Origin of the sequence: Pseudonocardia zijingensis (genome assembly GCF_042657305.1) — a bacterium.
Lineage (GTDB): Bacteria > Actinomycetota > Actinomycetes > Mycobacteriales > Pseudonocardiaceae > Pseudonocardia > Pseudonocardia zijingensis.
The window spans coordinates 1-15,348 of record NZ_JBHSKO010000042.1; the positions used below are offsets into that span (position 1 = coordinate 1).

Annotated in this window: 15 protein-coding genes; 3 read left to right on the top strand and 12 right to left on the bottom strand. The window is 72.5% G+C overall.

Annotation, left to right across the window (positions count from 1 at the left end):
* Positions 1–189: 189 nt before the first annotated feature.
* From ACFPL3_RS40180 to ACFPL3_RS40195, 4 genes are read right to left on the bottom strand one after another with little or no spacing between them, the layout of a single operon-like run.
* A complete protein-coding gene (locus tag ACFPL3_RS40180; protein WP_343943616.1) occupies positions 190–486 on the bottom strand; it encodes a hypothetical protein in 297 nt (98 codons plus the stop codon).
* Between the two features lie 25 nt (positions 487–511).
* Positions 512–1,783: an MFS transporter gene (locus ACFPL3_RS40185; protein ID WP_343943617.1), complete on the bottom strand. Its 1,272-nt coding sequence runs from the start codon at positions 1,781–1,783 to the stop codon at positions 512–514.
* A 56-nt stretch (positions 1,784–1,839) separates the two neighbouring features.
* Positions 1,840–2,592, bottom strand: a complete 753-nt coding sequence (locus ACFPL3_RS40190) for a creatininase family protein (RefSeq protein WP_343943618.1) — start codon at positions 2,590–2,592, stop codon at positions 1,840–1,842.
* 48 nt (positions 2,593–2,640) lie between these two features.
* Entirely contained in the window at positions 2,641–3,474 is an 834-nt protein-coding gene (locus tag ACFPL3_RS40195) for a MurR/RpiR family transcriptional regulator (protein WP_343943619.1), read from the bottom strand.
* Positions 3,475–3,619: 145 nt separating this feature from the next.
* Between ACFPL3_RS40195 and ACFPL3_RS40200 the strand changes: the two genes are divergently transcribed.
* A complete protein-coding gene (locus tag ACFPL3_RS40200; protein ID WP_343943620.1) occupies positions 3,620–5,557 on the top strand; it encodes a WD40 repeat domain-containing serine/threonine protein kinase in 1,938 nt (645 codons plus the stop codon).
* A 23-nt stretch (positions 5,558–5,580) separates the two neighbouring features.
* On the opposite strand, the gene ACFPL3_RS40205 is transcribed toward ACFPL3_RS40200, so the two are convergent.
* From ACFPL3_RS40205 to ACFPL3_RS40230, 6 genes are all read right to left on the bottom strand, one after another.
* Positions 5,581–6,381, bottom strand: coding sequence for a methyltransferase domain-containing protein (locus ACFPL3_RS40205; RefSeq protein WP_343943621.1), 801 nt, complete (start codon positions 6,379–6,381; stop codon positions 5,581–5,583).
* A gap of 167 nt (positions 6,382–6,548) precedes the next feature.
* A complete protein-coding gene (locus ACFPL3_RS40210; RefSeq protein ID WP_343943622.1) occupies positions 6,549–6,950 on the bottom strand; it encodes a hypothetical protein in 402 nt (133 codons plus the stop codon).
* Between the two features lie 129 nt (positions 6,951–7,079).
* Positions 7,080–7,913, bottom strand: a complete 834-nt coding sequence (locus ACFPL3_RS40215) for a universal stress protein (RefSeq protein ID WP_343943623.1) — start codon at positions 7,911–7,913, stop codon at positions 7,080–7,082.
* Positions 7,910–8,824, bottom strand: coding sequence for a universal stress protein (locus ACFPL3_RS40220; protein ID WP_343943624.1), 915 nt, complete (start codon positions 8,822–8,824; stop codon positions 7,910–7,912). Before ACFPL3_RS40220 ends, ACFPL3_RS40215 begins: the two co-directional genes overlap by 4 nt.
* A 36-nt stretch (positions 8,825–8,860) precedes the next feature.
* The gene (locus ACFPL3_RS40225) at positions 8,861–9,835 is read right to left on the bottom strand and encodes a fumarylacetoacetate hydrolase family protein (protein ID WP_343943625.1); all 975 of its coding nucleotides are present in this window, start codon (positions 9,833–9,835) and stop codon (positions 8,861–8,863) included.
* Positions 9,836–9,853: 18 nt separating this feature from the next.
* Positions 9,854–10,549 carry a response regulator transcription factor gene (locus ACFPL3_RS40230; RefSeq protein WP_343943626.1) on the bottom strand — a complete coding sequence of 232 codons (696 nt, stop codon included), beginning with the start codon at positions 10,547–10,549 and terminating at the stop codon, positions 9,854–9,856.
* Between the two features lie 122 nt (positions 10,550–10,671).
* On the opposite strand from ACFPL3_RS40230, the gene ACFPL3_RS40235 reads away from it, so the two are divergent.
* Positions 10,672–11,895, top strand: coding sequence for a GAF domain-containing sensor histidine kinase (locus tag ACFPL3_RS40235; RefSeq protein WP_343943627.1), 1,224 nt, complete (start codon positions 10,672–10,674; stop codon positions 11,893–11,895).
* 29 nt (positions 11,896–11,924) lie between these two features.
* Here the strand turns inward: ACFPL3_RS40235 and ACFPL3_RS40240 are convergent, their stop codons facing one another.
* Positions 11,925–13,226 (bottom strand): MFS transporter, encoded by a 1,302-nt coding sequence (locus ACFPL3_RS40240; protein WP_343943628.1) that lies wholly within the window; start codon positions 13,224–13,226, stop codon positions 11,925–11,927.
* 241 nt (positions 13,227–13,467) lie between these two features.
* On the opposite strand from ACFPL3_RS40240, the gene ACFPL3_RS40245 reads away from it, so the two are divergent.
* The gene (locus ACFPL3_RS40245; RefSeq protein ID WP_343943629.1) at positions 13,468–14,376 is read left to right on the top strand and encodes a beta-keto acid cleavage family enzyme; all 909 of its coding nucleotides are present in this window, start codon (positions 13,468–13,470) and stop codon (positions 14,374–14,376) included.
* Positions 14,377–14,404: 28 nt separating this feature from the next.
* Here the strand turns inward: ACFPL3_RS40245 and ACFPL3_RS40250 are convergent, their stop codons facing one another.
* The gene (locus ACFPL3_RS40250; RefSeq protein ID WP_343943630.1) at positions 14,405–15,301 is read right to left on the bottom strand and encodes a PaaX family transcriptional regulator; all 897 of its coding nucleotides are present in this window, start codon (positions 15,299–15,301) and stop codon (positions 14,405–14,407) included.
* Between the last annotated feature and the right edge of the window lie 47 nt (positions 15,302–15,348).

Consider the following 15,348-nt stretch of genomic DNA (forward strand, 5'->3'; position numbering starts at 1 on the left):
TTATCACCGCGGGAGAGCCGTCTAGGGTTGGACACCGACATCCTCCTGTCGTGGTTGGGACACCAAGCCCGAGCACCACAACAGGGGGATGTCCTCGTTTTCAACCACTCAGGCACTTACTAGGCCCCGGGGTGAGTTCAGGCCGCGAGGTCCGAGGAGCAGCCGGTGCACGTCCGGCCCAGGGCGCCATCACACGCCCATGATCGCCGGCTTGGCGCGTTTTCCGACGTGTCTCGTCGGGTTTTGCGCCAAAGCAATGATCATTCCTCCTTTGGAGATCACTAGCGACCATTTGCCCTTGATCGACGCCCCCGGAGCGCAAATCTGGCCCATGATCAGGGAGTTGGCGCATTCCCGTGTCGATTTCGCCCGGGAATGCGCCAAACCCGTGATCATGCCCGCGACACCGGCCGGAGGTGGCGCCGCGCGCCCACCGGGCAGGCCCTGCCTGCCCACGTGAATGCCCCGCACGATGCGCGGCGCCACCGGAGGCCCCAGGCCCGCGGCGCCTCTAGCGCTGCGCGTAGCGCGTGCGGACGACGTAGAGGCCGGTGAGGGAGATGAGCGAGACGATGATGTAGTAGTAGCTGGGGGCGGCGAGCTGTCCGGTGAGGCCGAGCAGCCAGGTGAGGACGAGCGGCGCGATGCTGCCCAGCAGCGTGACACCGAGGTTGTAGGCCACGGACATGCCCGACCCGCGCACCTCGACCGGGAACAGCGAGTTCATCAGCCCGGGGAGCGGGGCGAAGTAGAAGGTCATGATCACGCCGAGCACCGCGATCACGCCGACGAGCACCGGCATCGTGGGGAAGTTGATCACCAGCTGGAAGAGCGGCCACGCGAGCACGAAAGCCGCGACGGCCGCCACCGTCATCACCTTCGCCGGCCCGACGCGGTCGGCGAGGTTCCCGACCAGGGGCGACCCGATCAGGCCGATGGTGCCCGCCACCACGCCGCCGAGGAGCGCCGCGAGGGGCGAGATGCCCAGGTTCTTCACGGCGAAGGTGGGCATGTAGAGGATCATGTAGACCGACAGCGTGGCCACGCCGATGCACGCGGCACCCGCGAGCACCCGGCCGTAGTGGCGGGTCACCATCGTCCGCACCGGGGACGGATCGTCCTGGTTGCGGGCGAGGAATTCCTCGGTCTCGCTCATGCGGGCGCGGATCCAGAGGCCGACCGGGCCGACGAGCAGACCGATGATGAACGGCAGCCGCCAGCCCCACGACTGCAGGGCCTCCTCGCTCAGGCTCGTGGTCAGGGTGAAGCCGAACGCCGAGGCGAGCAGGAGGGCGGCGCTCTGGCTGGCGATCTGCCAGGAGCCGTAGAAGTTCTTGCGGTGCGGCGCGGTCTCGACGAGGAACGTGGTGGCGGTGCCGAACTCACCGCCCGCGGAGAAGCCCTGGATGAGGCGGGACAGGAGGATCACGACCACGCCCCAGATCGGGACCGGTGGTGCGACCGCCATGAGGAAGGTGCCGACCATCATCAGCAGCAGCGTCAACGTGAGCGCGTTGCGCCGGCCGTGCCGGTCGGCGTACGCGCCCAGGACGAGCCCGCCCAGCGGGCGGATGAGGTAGGTGGTGGTGAAGGTCGCGAACGTGAGGATCAGGGCGAACAGCGGATCCGAATCCGGGTAGAACACCGCCGCGATCGTGGTCGCGAAGGTGGCGTACACGATGATGTCGAACCATTCCAGCGTGGCGCCGATGGAGCTGGAGATCACGGCCTTGCGCGCGGCGCGCAGCTGCGCCGGCGTGGCCGTTGCGGTGGGAGCGGTCATGACGGGGATCCATTCTCGAGGTACTGCACATCTGGGGACGGACCCCATCACGAACCTCAACTTCGCGTCGTGAAGTAGTCCACCAAGGTGTCGACCCAAGCGTTCAGATGCCGTTCGCCGCGCTCGGAACTCGCGGAATGCGGGTCGCCGAGGACGCCGTTCGCGGCCAGGCTCGCGGTGCCTTCCCGGAACAGCCGTTCCGCAGTGACGTCGTCGAACGCGCCCACGAAACCGGCCTCGGCATCGTCCATGCGCACCAGCTCGGGGTGGACCGCGAGCATGATCGACGTCTCCCACTCCCCCGCGTGTGCGCCGCTGGCCTCCACCGAGATGCCGTCCTGGGCGGAGACGGAGTGGAACACGTCCATGAAAGCGGCGAGGTCGGAGAACGGGACGAACTCCGTGGCGCCGATCCGGCCGTCACCCTCCTCTGCGAGCCGGGCGAGTGGGCCGTAATTGCCGCCGTGACCGGACAGCACGAAGACCTTCTCGACCCCGTGGGCGCCGAGGCTCGACACGCACGCCGCCACCTGCTCCTGGAACGCGCGTTCCGAGACCGACAGCGTTCCGGGGAACGCCATGTGGTGGGTGGACACCCCCACCGGGAGCGTCGGGCCGAGCAGGACGTGCGGCATCCGCTCGGCGACGCGCCGTGCCGTCTCGGCCGCGACGAGCGTGTCCGTGGCGAGGGGCAGGTGCGGTCCGTGCTGCTCGATCGCGCCGACGGCGATCAGCGCCGAGCGCTTGCCGGCATCCAACGCCGACCGCACGTCCGGCCACGTCATTCCGTACAGGGACTGGGGGTGCATCCGTCACCTTCGAAGAGATGGACAGGTCTTGCATATCAACCGGGTGCCTTACCCCATGACCTCCATCTCCGTCCAGATCTGCTCCGAACGCCGGATCGCCTTCTTGGTGCGTTCCGGATCGACGAGCGCGAGTTCCGTGCAGATCGCGTTGGCCACGACGATCGCCGGCACCATCGTGGGGAAGTAGGCGCCGCCTTCGGACGGCACCGTCAGAACGTGGGTCGCGGAGCGGGTCAGCCCGGTGTTCGGGTGATCGGATACGACCACAACGGTGGCGCCCCTCTTCCGCGCCGCAGCCGCCGCCCGCTTCATCCCCTCGTAGAGCCACCAGAAGTCGAAGATCAGGACGACGTCGTCGCCACCGAGACGCGCGACCGCGTTCGCCACGCCACCGGCCTCGGTCAGGTGCGCGCACGGATATCCCGCCAGCGAGCAGTTGCTCGCGAAGATGTGCGCCACCGCACCGAAACTGCCACCACCCAGCGCGAGACGCGTCGGCGCCGCCGCGAGACGGGCCGCGATCGTCGCGCAGATCTCGGCGTCCACGTCGAGCAGGGCGAGCGCCCGGCGATCGGCTTCGATGGATCGCTGGACCGGCCCGGACGCCGCCTCCCCGGAATGCCGGTCCGCGATCTCCACCAGGGTCAAGCTGCGCAGGTACTGGGCTCGCAACTCGTCCTGCAGCCCCGGCCACCCCGAGAACCCCAGGCCTTGAGCGATCCGCGTGACGTTCGACGCGTCGATACCCGCCATCTCCGCGACCTGCGCAGCACTCGAATACGACGCCCTGTCAGGCTGCGACAGCAACGTCCGGAGGAGCTGCCGACCCGCGGGTGTCGTCCCCCGCGCCTCCAGACCCTGCACCCACCGCTCGACCGACACGGCGGCACGGTAATGCAGGGATTGCTGCGAAGACAAGATGCTATCCGCAAACGCTGCGAACCGTTGCACGGAAGATGAGGGAGATCCCCGTGCCTGTGCCACGATCATCACCGACGAAGGTGCGGCGAGGGCATCGGGGGGATGCGTGGAGCCGATCGAGGCCGGCGGGCCGGAGCAGGCCGGGCGCTATCAACTGCATGGACGGCTGGGAGCAGGCGCAACCGGGACGGTGTACCTCGGCGTCGCGCCCGACGGCGTACAGGTGGCGGTCAAGGTCGTACACCCCGGCCTCGCCCGTGACCCGCAGTTCCGGGCGCGGTTCCGGCGCGAGATCGACCTCAGCCGGCGGGTCGGCGGGCCGTGGGTGGCAGAGGTCGTCGACGCCGACCCGAACGCCGAGCCACCCTGGGTGGCCACCCGATTCGTCCCCGGGCCGTCGTTGGACACCGCGGTCCGCGCGGGCGGCCCGTTCGGTGTCGACGGCGTCCGGGCGTTCGGCCACGTCCTGGCCCGCGGCGTGGAGTCCGTGCACGCGGCCGGGGTGGTGCACCGGAACCTGAAGCCGTCGAACGTGCTCCTCGACGCCACCCACCCCCGGCTGGTCGATTGCGGCTTCTCACCGGCGGCGCTCGAGAATCCGGCGTTCACACCACCGGAGCAGCTCGCCGGGCAGGAGATCACCACCGCCGCGGACGTCTTCTCGTTGGGGTCGGTGCTGTACTTCGCCACAACGGGACGCAGCCCGTCCCGCGAGCCTGACCTGAGCGCGCTGCCCGATCCGTTGCGCGCCCCCATCGCGGCCTGCCTCGCCACCCGGCCGCAGGACCGGCCCTCCGCGTCCGAGGTCGGCCGGCTCCTCGAGCCGCCACACCCCGGACCGGTCGTCGCGCTGCCGCAACCTCCCGCGCAGCCCGCCACGCCGACCCGTTACCCGCGGCGCCGCAACTGGCTGATCGGCGCCGTCGCCGTGGCGACCGTCGCGGCAGTGGCATTCACCCTGCCCGCGGTGCTCTCCGAGCCGGCGCCACCTGCACCACCGCCGCCACCGCCCCCGCCCTCCGCATCCGCTGAAACCCTGCCGCCGCCCCAGGTGCGCGTGATCACGACCCAGCCGTTGTGGGAGCACTGGGGAGATCACGTGTTCGACCCGTCCGGCGAGTACGTCCACCTCACCTTCCCCGCCGGCCTCTCGACGACGAACGGGTGCAGTCCACCAGGGGTGCGCGGGACCTGCCTCGAGATGCGGTCGGCCGTCGGGGTGGAGCGATCGACCCCGATGTTCCTCGAAGGACTGGCGTCGATGGAGAACTCGCTCGCCATCGCCCCGGACGGCCGCCGGATCTTCCTCGCGGCGACGACCCTCTCCGAGAACCAGGTCCACGTCGCGGTCGTGGATCCGCACACCAGATCACTCACCCACCTGATCCCGACCGGCGGCGCCCCCATCGTGCCCTTCCAGAGCCTCACTCACCCCGAAGCCCTGGCGAGCGCCCCGGACGGCACCCGCGCGGCGCTCGCCCGCGGCGACACCGTGACGATCGTCGACGTCGAGACCTCCTCGGCCCGCCCCATCACGATCACCGGGCAACCGGCAGGCGGCGTCCCGAGCTACAACGGCCCCATCTCCGACATCGCCTTCACCCCGGACGGGAAGCAGATCCTCGTCGCCACGGACACGGGGCTCGAGATCATCGACGTCGACGCAGGCCGCGTGACCAGCACCGCGCTGGGCGGGACGGCCGTCGGCGTCGTGGAGGTCGTGCCGGACGGCTCGCGCGCGCTCATCGCGACGTCGACCGACGTCCTCACGGTGGATCTCCCCACGGTCCGGGTCGCCCCGTTGGCACGGCTCGGCGAGCCGGGGGAACTCCCACTCACCGACCTCGCGATCTCCGCCGACGGCCGGAGGGCGTTCGTGACGGGCAAATCGCTGTGGGTCGTCGACACCGCCGAGGGGGCCGTCACGGAGGTGCAGCTCAGCGGCGGGCTGGGCGGAACGTTCGAGGACGTCGACCTGAGCCGGACCCGCAACGCCGGAGCGGTGCTGGACAACGACAACGTGTACTTCTTCGAGTGGATGTGACGGCACGAGCGTTCCGCGGAACGTCAACGGTCGCCGCGGTGCGGCACTCGCCCGACCGCCACGCAGAGGGGGATGCTGACCCACGGACGATCGGCGCGGGCGTCGAGCCGGGTGAAGGCGGCTGACCACCGCTCCAGGTCCTCGGCCGACGCCTGGCCGGCGGCCTGCAACGCCTCGCGCGCCGCCCACGCCGGGCCGCGCCAACCGGCAGGGACCCGCGGCACCGAACCTCCGAAGCGGAACTGCTCCACGACCAGCCCGGCGCCTTCGAGCAACGCGCCGAGCGAGCGGCCGACGGTGACGTCGTTGCCCAGCTCGTCGTGGTAGGCGCGGTAGCGAGCGTCCAGCTCGACCAGGTCGGGATCCGGCGGGTTGATCCACAACGCGGTGAAGTCGACATCGACCAGGTAGACGATGCCTCCGGGCCCGGCCAGGTCACGCAGATGCGCCACGATCGCGGCCTCCCTGCCACCGTTGTGGGAGAGCACGTGGCGGCACATCGCCACGTCGTACTCCCCGAGGGGCAGGCCGGTCGCGGCCGCGTCCCCGCGGGCGACGCGGGCCTGCGGGAGATCCGCGACCTCCGCAGCGGCGACAGCGACCACGTCGGGCGCCTGGTCCACCCCGTCCGCGCGGCCCGCCGCCCCGACCTCGTGGGCCAGCAGCCGCAGCACCGCACCGGGTCCGCACCCGACGTCCGCCACGGCGGCGCCGGCACGGATCCCCGCGGCGGCCCAGATCTCGGCTTCGTCCGACCTCGCCAGCTCGGCCATCATCCGGTAGCGGGTTCGTTCGGCTTCGCTGAGCTTCAACGCGTACGTCACGGCGCACCCCTCACGGTCCGGTTCGGTTGAGACACCGGGACGTTGCTCGCACGGGCTTGCACCGCTGTGACACCCGCTTGCACGGGAGTGGCTCGTCCGCTACGGGTGTACTGCTCGGCGGGGTTCCGCGGAACCCGGCGCGCGGCGCCGGTGCCGGGCCTGCCGGCTCAGTTCCGGTACACGTTCGTCTCCGCAAGGACCCGGCCCCCGTAGCCCGGCTCCCCCACGACGAGTTGCACCTCCACCCACGCGGCGCCGCCCTTGTTGGTCGCTTTGAGGGTCATCGAGTACTTCGCCGAGCGGTCGCAGACGTTCTCCGTCCACCTGGTCTGGTGCAGTTCGATGTAGTCCCACGTCTTGGCGCGGGTGAAGCGGCAGTCGGTCGGAGACACCGACTTGTGCTCACCCTGGACCAGGACGCTCTGGTTGTAGAAGGTCACCGTGCCGGTGGTGTAGGTGTTGCCGTAGGTGATGCGGAAGGACCGCACCGGGTTCGTGGCCGCCTCGGCCGCGGGCGCGGCCACGCTCAGGGCACTCGCCGACAGCAGCACACCGACGGCCGCAGACACCAGTCTCCGCACACGCTTGTTCATGCCCACCCACCCCGGGCCACCGCACCGGCGACCGCGCCTCGAAACCCATGATCGACACGGCATTCGATCACACGGATCCGCAGGTCGTCCACATGCGAACGCCGGTCACACCTCCTGCGGCCGCACGACGGCCATCGGGCAGGCGGCCCGGTGCACCATGGCGTGGCTGACCGAGTCCAGGAACAACCCGACGAGCTGTCCGTGCCCGCGCGACCCGACCACCACGAGCTGGGCCTGCTGCGACAACTCGAGCAACCGGTCCGCGGGGTGGTCGCGGCCCACGATCCGCTGCACGTCCACCCCGGGATGACGCCCGGTCCACCCGGCGAGGCGGTCCGCCAGATCGCGCTCCGCCCGTTCGGCGAGATCCTCCCACTGCGGTGCGGTACGCATGTCGCCGGGCGGGGCACCCCACGTGTGCACGGCGATGAGGGGCACGCCCCGCGCCGCCGCGGCGTCGAACGCGAAGGCGATCGCGGCCTCCCCCACGGGCGTCGCGTCCACCCCGAGGACGACCGGGGCGGCGCGGTCGTGCTCCGCACCCCGCACCACGACGACGGGGCACGCCGCCTGAGTCGACACCCCCACCGTCACCGAACCGGCGAGCACCCCGGTGATCCGCCCGTACCCGCTCCCCCCGACCACCAGCAGGTCCGCGTGCCGCGACTCGGCGGCGAGCACGGCGACGGGGTGGCCCGCCTCGACCTTCCGGTCGACCGGTACCGCGGCTGCGACCTCGGCCGCGGCGCGGGCGACGTCCTCCTTCGCCGGCTCGAGCAACGGTTCGATCGGGAAGCCGAGCACGGGGCGGTCGGAGGTGTTCACCGCGGCGACCAGGCGCAGTCCCACGCCCCGACGGGCCGCTTCGGCCGCGGCCCACCGCACGGCCTCGAGCGCTCGCGGTGAGCCGTCGATCCCGACGACGATCCACCCGCTCACGGCGACCGGCCGTGGTCGCCGGCGCGCTCGACCGAATCGACGACGGCGACCGGCCGATCGGCATCGCCCAGGACCTGCCGGCTCACCGATCCGAGCAGGATCCGGCGCACCATGCCCTTGCCGTGGGTGCCGACCACGATCAGCTGGGCGTCGTCGGACCGGTCGAGGATCGCGTCGGCGGCTGGGCCCTCCACCACGACCTGCTCCACGCTCACCGGCGGACCGCCCGGCTCCCGCGCCTCGTCGAGCGCCCGGGTGAGGGTGCCGGCCGCTTCCGCCTCGACGTCCGCCCGCATCCGCACCAGGAGCTCCGGGTCGGCCACCACCCGCAGCACCTGGTAGGGCACGTCGTAGGCGGCGACGGCCCGCACCGACGTCCCCCGCAACGCGGCCTCGCCGAGCGCGTAGCGCAGCGCCTTCGTGCCGAACTCCGACCCGTCGACGCCCACGACTATCGGGCCCGTCGTCGGGAGCTCGCCGGGTCCGACGACGACCAGCGGGCACCTCGCGTGGACCGTCAGCTGGTTGCTCACCGAGCCGAGCAGCACGCTCGCTGCACTTCCCAGGCCGCGGCGGCCGACGACGAGGGCGTCGGCACCCTCGGACGCCGCCGCCAGCACCGACGCGGGGTGGCCCGCCTGCGAGGTGGTGGTGCAGGTCAGGTCGGGCGCCAGCTCGTGGACGCGGGCCGCCGCGGCGTCGAGCAGCTGGCGGGAGAACTCGATGAACCACTCCACGGGCTGGCTCGCCACGGCGGCCTGGTAGCCGTAGAAGTCGACACCGGCTGTGACGCTGTAGGTGTTGACGAGCTCGAGCTGCTCACCGCCGAGGCGCGCCCGGGCCACCGCCCACTCGAGCGCGTTGCCGCTGGGCTCCGAGCCGTCGATGCCGACGACGATCCGACCGGTCATGGGATGACCTCCTCGCGAGGGCCGCCGGAACCGAACCTAGCCCGCGGACGAGCCCGCCCGCACGTCGCTCGCTCGGCGCGCCGGGGGGATCGGCCGGAGGTCGGCGCCGGCCACGACCCGGTTGCGGATGGTGCCGATGCCCTGCACGGCCATCTCGACCACGTCGCCGATCGCCAGCGGCGGCGGGTCGTTCCGGCTGCCGCGGCGGTTCCACAGCTCCATGAGGCAGCCGTTGCCGCAGGTGCCCGAACCGAGCACGTCGCCGGGGCGGACCCAGGCGCCGCGGGAGGCGTAGGCGACCAGGTCCTCGAACCGCCACGCCATGTTCGCGAGGGTGTCCGAGCCGATCTCCACGTCGTTGACCGACACCGTCATCCGCAGGTCGAACCGGTCGTCACGGCGGTGGGGCTCCAGCTCGTCGGCGGTGACCAGCCAGGGGCCCAGCGTCGTTGCACTGTCCTTGCCCTTCACCGGGCCGAACCCGAGCGCCATCTCGGCGAGCTGCGTGTCGCGCGCGCTCCAGTCGTTGAAGACGAGGTAGCCGGCGATGTGCTCGCGGGCCTGTTCGGGGGTCAGGTCGCGACCCGCGCGCCCGATGACGGCGGCCACCTCCAGCTCGAAGTCGAACAGCTCGCAGCCCGGCGGCACGGGGACGTCGTCGTGCGGGCCGACGACGCCGTTCGGGTTGGAGAAGTAGAAGACCGGGATCTCGTAGAGGCCCGGGTCGCCGGTCGCGTCCGGTCCGCGGCCCAGCGCCATCCCCTCGATGTGCTGCTCGAACGCGATGAAGTCGCGCACCGCAGGCGGGCGCAGCGGCGCGGTGAGCGCGACGTCGGGCAGCGACCTGGTGTCGCCGCCCGCGCGGGCCTGCGCCGCCGCGACCTCCAGTGACGTGGGCGCGTCGGCGAGCAGGTCGACGAGGCCCGTGCCCGGCGGCAGCGCGTACAGCGTCTCACCGTCCAGCAGGCCCACCCGGGTGGTGTCGTGCTCGGTCCAGGCCGCGAACCGCATGTGTCCTCCGTGCTGGTGTCAGGGGCGATCAGGATCAGCGGGCAGCAACCCCTCACGGACGGCCACGACCGCGGCCTGCGTCCGCGAGGACAGCCCGAGCTTGCGCAACACGTTGCTGACGTGGGTGCGGACCGTGCGTTCGGAGATCACCAGCTCGTCGGCGATCTCCTGGTTCGACCGGCCCTTCGCCACGAGCGCCAGCGCCGCGCGTTCGCGGTCGGTCAGCGAGGCGATTCCGGTCGCGGGCGACAGGACCTCCTGCGTGAGCCTGCGGGCCACCATCGGATCCAGGAAGACACCGCCGCGCGCGGCCGCGCGGATCGCCTCGACGATCTCCGTCGGCTTCGCGTCCTTGAGCAGGAACCCGGTCGCACCGCTCGCGAGCGCGGCGTGGACGCGTTCGCGCTCGCCGAAGCTGGTCAGCACGACCACGCGGATCGTCGGGTGCCGCTCGAGGATGCGCGCGGTGGCGGCGACCCCGTCGAGCCCCCGCATGAGCAGGTCGATGAGCACGACGTCGGGGAGCTCGCCGTGCCCGGCCATCGTGGCGAGCTTGTCCAGCGCCTCCTGACCGCTCTCCGCCTCAGCGGCGACCTCGATGTCGTCGTAGCCGACGAGGTAGGCGCGCACGCCACGGCGCACCACCGAATGGTCGTCGACGAGCAGGACCCGGATGGATGCGTTCCGCTCCCTCGCGACGGTCTGGTCGGTCATCATGCACTCCTGCCCGAGCACGGAAGGCGGGCCGACGCAGATCCTTGCCGACGCCGACCCCGCGCGGTAAGACTGGCCGGCCTGGCGCCGGGTCCCGGCGCGGACGACAACGGGTGGGACGGGTGGCCGACCTCGACGAGCCGGACCGGGGCGACGCCGCTCGCCACGGGCAGCGCAGGCTCGCCGCCATCGCGCGAGCCGCTTCCAGCGTGGCCGACGCCGGATCGCTGCGCGTCACGCTCGACGAGGTCGCCCGCGAGGCCGCGCAGGCCGAGAACATCGCGGCCGTGCAGATCCTGCTCGTCGAGGGCGGCACCCTGCGCGTGGTCGGCAATGCCGGGTCCATCGACGGCGAGGGCTTCCCGGAGCGGTTGGAGCAGTGCCGCAGGCGAGGCGCCCAGCCGATGTTCGCCGAGGCGTTCCGCACCGCGCGCCCGGTCGTCGCGGCGCACCGCAAGCGCACCCTGATGGCCGACCCCGCCTGGGAGCCGCTGCACGAGGCGATGGGCGGGTCGGACTGGGACAGCCTCGTGGCCGTACCGCTGACGGTGCGCAAGCGCGTGCTCGGCGTGCTCAACGCCTACTACGCGCCCGGTGCGGTCCCGGACGCGGAGGCCGTCGAGTTCCTCGACGCCATGGCGGACCTCGCGGCCATGGCCGTCGACTCCGCGGACCTGCTGGCCCGCTCGCGGCGCGACGCGGCCGCCTCCGAGCGCGCCCGCATCGCCCGCGACCTGCACGACTCCGCGGTGCAACACGTCTTCTCGATGCGGTTGCAGGCCTCGGCGCTGAGCGAGCAGGTCGACACGGCCGGCGACCCGCAGCTGGTCCGCGCCGTCGCCGACGAGCTCGCCGGGCTCGCCGAGCACGCACTGGCCGATCTGCGCGGCCTGGTCCTGCAGCTGCACCCGGCCGACCTCGTCGAACTCGGGCTGGCCGGGGCCGTGGAACGGCACGCCGAGTCGGTCGCGGCCGCGGCGGGTCTCGAGGTCGACGTCGACGCCGACCTGCCCGACCCCGACCTGCTGCCGGCCGAGATGCAGGAGGACCTGTTCCGCATCGTCCAGGAGGCCCTGCACAACGTGTTCCGGCACGCCGCGGCGACGCGGGCGGTCGTGCGGGTGCGCGTCCAGGACGACGCCGGTCGGGCCCACGTGGCGGTCGATGTCGACGACGACGGGGTCGGCACCGGGGGCCGGGCACCCCGCCCCGGCGCGTTCGGGCTGGTGTCGATGCGGGAACGCGCGCAGCGCTGGGGCGGCACGACGGCGGCGGGCGACGGGCCCACGGGGTTCCGGGTTCGCGTCCGGGTGCCGGTCCCGACCGTGGTGCACGGCCTCGACTGAGCGCTGGGACACGAACCCGGCCTCCGTACTCAGGCGGGTTCCCCGACGCGCTCGGCGCCGGCGACCGGCGCCGAGCCCGTCTCCGGGACCAGCCGCACGCACACCACGGTGAGCAGGCAGCACACCGTCAACACCACCGGCACGACGAGGCTGTCGCCCGGCTTCGCGCCGAGTGCCGCGAAGACCAGCGGCGCGAGCCCGGAGGCGATGCCGGCCAGGCCGAGCCCCAGCGACGCGCCGGTGTAGCGGACGCGCGCGGGGAACAGTTCGGCGTAGAGCGCGGCCATGGGGCCGAACATCGCGGTGTGGACGACACCCTGGCCGACCACGACGGCCAGCAACAACAGCGCGAACGAGCCGGAGTCGATGAGCGGGAAGATCGCGAACGCCCACCCGGCCATCCCCACCGCGCCGGCCACCACCACCGGGCGCCTGCCGATCCGGTCGGACAGCGCGGCGAACACCACCACCCCGACCGCGGCCACCACCGACGAGATCGTCAGCGCGTTCAGCACGGCCGACCGGGTGAACCCCGCGGCCACGGCGTAGGTGATGACGAAGACGGTCAGGGTGCCTTGCGCGACGAAGGCGCCGGCGCCCATGCCGACCGAGATCAGCAGGGCGCGCGGGTGCGCGCGCAGCACCTCGACGAGCGGCACCCGTGCCTTCTCCCGCTCCTGGCGGAAGGCGGGGGTCTCCTCGACCTTGGCCCGCACGAACAGCCCCACGGCGAGCAGCACCGCGCTGAGCAGGAACGGGATCCGCCAGCCCCAGGCGACCAGCGCGTCGTTGCCGACGGCGGCTGCGACGACCGTCAGCGCGAGCGTGGAGAGCACGGTGCCGCTCGGAGCGCCCGAGAGCGTGAAGCTCGCCCAGAGGCCGCGGCGCGAGGTGGCGTGCTCGGTGGAGATCAGCACCGAGCCACCCCACTCCCCGCCCAGCGCGATCCCCTGCAGGATGCGCAGCAGCACGAGCAGGACCGGTGCCCACACCCCGATCGTCGCGTAGCCGGGCAGCAGGCCGATCAGCACGCTGACCGTGCCCATCACCGTCATCGACACGACCAGCGTGCGCTTGCGGCCGATGCGGTCGCCGAAGTGGCCGAACAACGCCGCGCCGACGGGCTTCGCCGCGTAGCCGGCCACGAGCGTGCCGAAGCTGGCGACCACCCCGGCGGCCGGGTCGACGCTCGGGAAGAACACGGTGTTGAACACGACCGCGGACGCAGTCGCGTAGAGCAGGAAGTCGTAGTACTCGATCACGCTGCCCAGGTAGCTCGACGTGACGGCGCGGCGCAGCTGGGTGGGAGGACGGTCGGCGGGTGCGGACATCGCGGTGGCCTCTCTGCCGTGCGTGATCCGGGCGGTGCGAGGCAGAACCTATGTACGCCGGGTCATGCGCCGACAGGCTCGGATGACCGGGCGGCACGGGAGGTCTGCACGACGCGCACCGAGACATTTGTCGCGCCCCGTCCGGAGCCGCCGCCGGGCGGTGGGCGTCATCCGCGCGATCCCAGGACACCGGCGGGCTCCTAGCGTTCCGACCGAGGCCAGAGACCCACCGGAGGACCCCATGTCGACCAGCCCCGGCCAGCCGCTCGTGATCGTCGCCGCGGTCAACGGCGGGATGCAGCGCAGCCGCGACGGCGCCTTCGTGCCCGTCGACCCCGAGGAGATCGCGGAGGACGCGCGGCTGTGCCGCGAGGCGGGCGCGGCGGTCGTCCACGTCCACGCCCGCGACGAGAACGGCGCCAACACCGGTGACGTCGCCGTCTTCCGCGACATCATCACGCGCATCCGCGCACGCACCGACGTCCTCCTGCAGACCACGAACGGCATCGGCGTCCGGCGCGACCCGGCGACCGGGCAGCTGGTCTGGCCCTCCGACGAGGAGCGCCTCGCGCTGATCGACCTCGACCCCACCCCGGACCTCTACGGCGTCGCCGCCGGCACGACCGACTTCTGGCACCCCGAAGGCGGCTACCCGACCGAGACCCCGTACGTCAACTCGCCGGAGTACCTCAAGAAGACCATCAAGGCGATCTACGACAAGCGGTCGACCCTGGAGTACGAGGTCGTCGACATGCACGTCATCGCCCGGCTGGCCCGCTACGCGGACGAAGGCCTCTTCGACCGCGACGCGAAGCACGTGTGGCTCCTGCTCGGCGGCGGGCTCGGCGACGTCGACGCCGACCCCGAGACGCTCGTCTTCATGCGCAACCTCGCGCTCAGCCGCTTCCCCAACGCCGTCTGGGGCGTGCTGGGGGCGGGCCGCGACAACTTCCGGTGGGCCACGCTCGGCATCGCGATGGGGTGCGCCACCGCACGGGTCGGGTTCGAGGACGGCCTCTACCGCGCCGACGGCTCGGTCGCGGGGCGCAACCACGAGCTCGTCGCGGAGCTGGTGCGGATCGCCGAGATCTACGGCCGGCGCCCGGCCACGCCGGACGAGGCCCGGGAGATCCTCGGGCTGAACCGCTGACCCACCGGGAAGTTCAGGAAAGCCACATTCAGGGCCGGAGAGGGCTTGAATGTGGCTTTCCTGAACCTCGGGGCACCGGGCAGGGGCGCCCGAGTTCGAGATCGATCGCCCGCGCGGCCGCGGCCCGCAGGCGGCGGTAGCACCGCTGGTACACCGCGGCGCTGCGCGCGGCGGGCCAGTCCGCGGCCAGGTGCTCTGCGGGCAGGCCCGGGTCGCTGCGCAGGACCCGCAGCCAGTCCGCGCCCAGCAGCGTGATCTGGCCCAGCGGGTCGCCCGGCCCGGGCCCGGCCGACCAGGCCCGGATGAACTCCTCGTGCCGTTCGCGGATCTCGTCGACCGGCCACGCGCGCCGGATGAAGTGAGCCACCCGCACGGCCGACATGGGCGAGGCCGCGAACCACTCCGCCAGCTCGGCGACCTCGTCGAGCCCCGCGTCGGCGAGGACCGCCGCCACGTCGACGGTGCCCGGGGCGATCCAGACCCCGTCGCGGAGCCCGCCGAAACCCGCCCACGTCAGCGTCGCGCGCACGCGGTGGCGCAGGTCGCGCCTGCTCTCCGGCATGGAGTAGCAGAGCAGCGTCCACTCCCCGTCCGGGTGCTCGAACGGCGCCGCGGCCGCCACGCGCCGGCGCGCCCGGCGAACCACCTCCTCGGCCCGGGGGGTGAGCCCGTAGTGGGCCACGCGGCCGACCTGGGTGCGCTCCAGCAGGCCGCGGCGCACCATCCGCGACAAGGTCGCGCGCGCCGCGGCCTCGGCGACGCCCAGGCCGCCGAGCAGGCGGACGAAGACCGCGGACGGGATCGGCGGGACGTCCCGGTCCAGCACGACGCCGCCGAAGAAGCTGAACAGCAGGGCCTGGGGGCGGTGCCCGCCCGGGTGCCCGGCCCGCTCCGCGCGGGGTCGGGTGTCCGCGGCGTCAGCCACCCGCCGAACCTCCCCCTCCTCGACCGTTGCTGCGGCGAGCCTTCCAC

Excerpts from the sequence above, each read along its gene's own strand:
- ACFPL3_RS40185 (WP_343943617.1), bottom strand. The coding sequence starts at position 1,783 with ATGACCGCTCCCACCGCAACGGCCACGCCGGCGCAGCTGCGCGCCGCG.
- ACFPL3_RS40225 (WP_343943625.1), bottom strand. The coding sequence starts at position 9,835 with ATGCGGTTCGCGGCCTGGACCGAGCACGACACCACCCGGGTGGGCCTG.
- ACFPL3_RS40190 (WP_343943618.1), bottom strand. The coding sequence starts at position 2,592 with ATGCACCCCCAGTCCCTGTACGGAATGACGTGGCCGGACGTGCGGTCG.
- ACFPL3_RS40230 (WP_343943626.1), bottom strand. The coding sequence starts at position 10,549 with ATGACCGACCAGACCGTCGCGAGGGAGCGGAACGCATCCATCCGGGTC.
- ACFPL3_RS40245 (WP_343943629.1), top strand. The coding sequence starts at position 13,468 with ATGTCGACCAGCCCCGGCCAGCCGCTCGTGATCGTCGCCGCGGTCAAC.
- ACFPL3_RS40220 (WP_343943624.1), bottom strand. The coding sequence starts at position 8,824 with ATGACCGGTCGGATCGTCGTCGGCATCGACGGCTCGGAGCCCAGCGGC.
- ACFPL3_RS40240 (WP_343943628.1), bottom strand. The coding sequence starts at position 13,226 with ATGTCCGCACCCGCCGACCGTCCTCCCACCCAGCTGCGCCGCGCCGTC.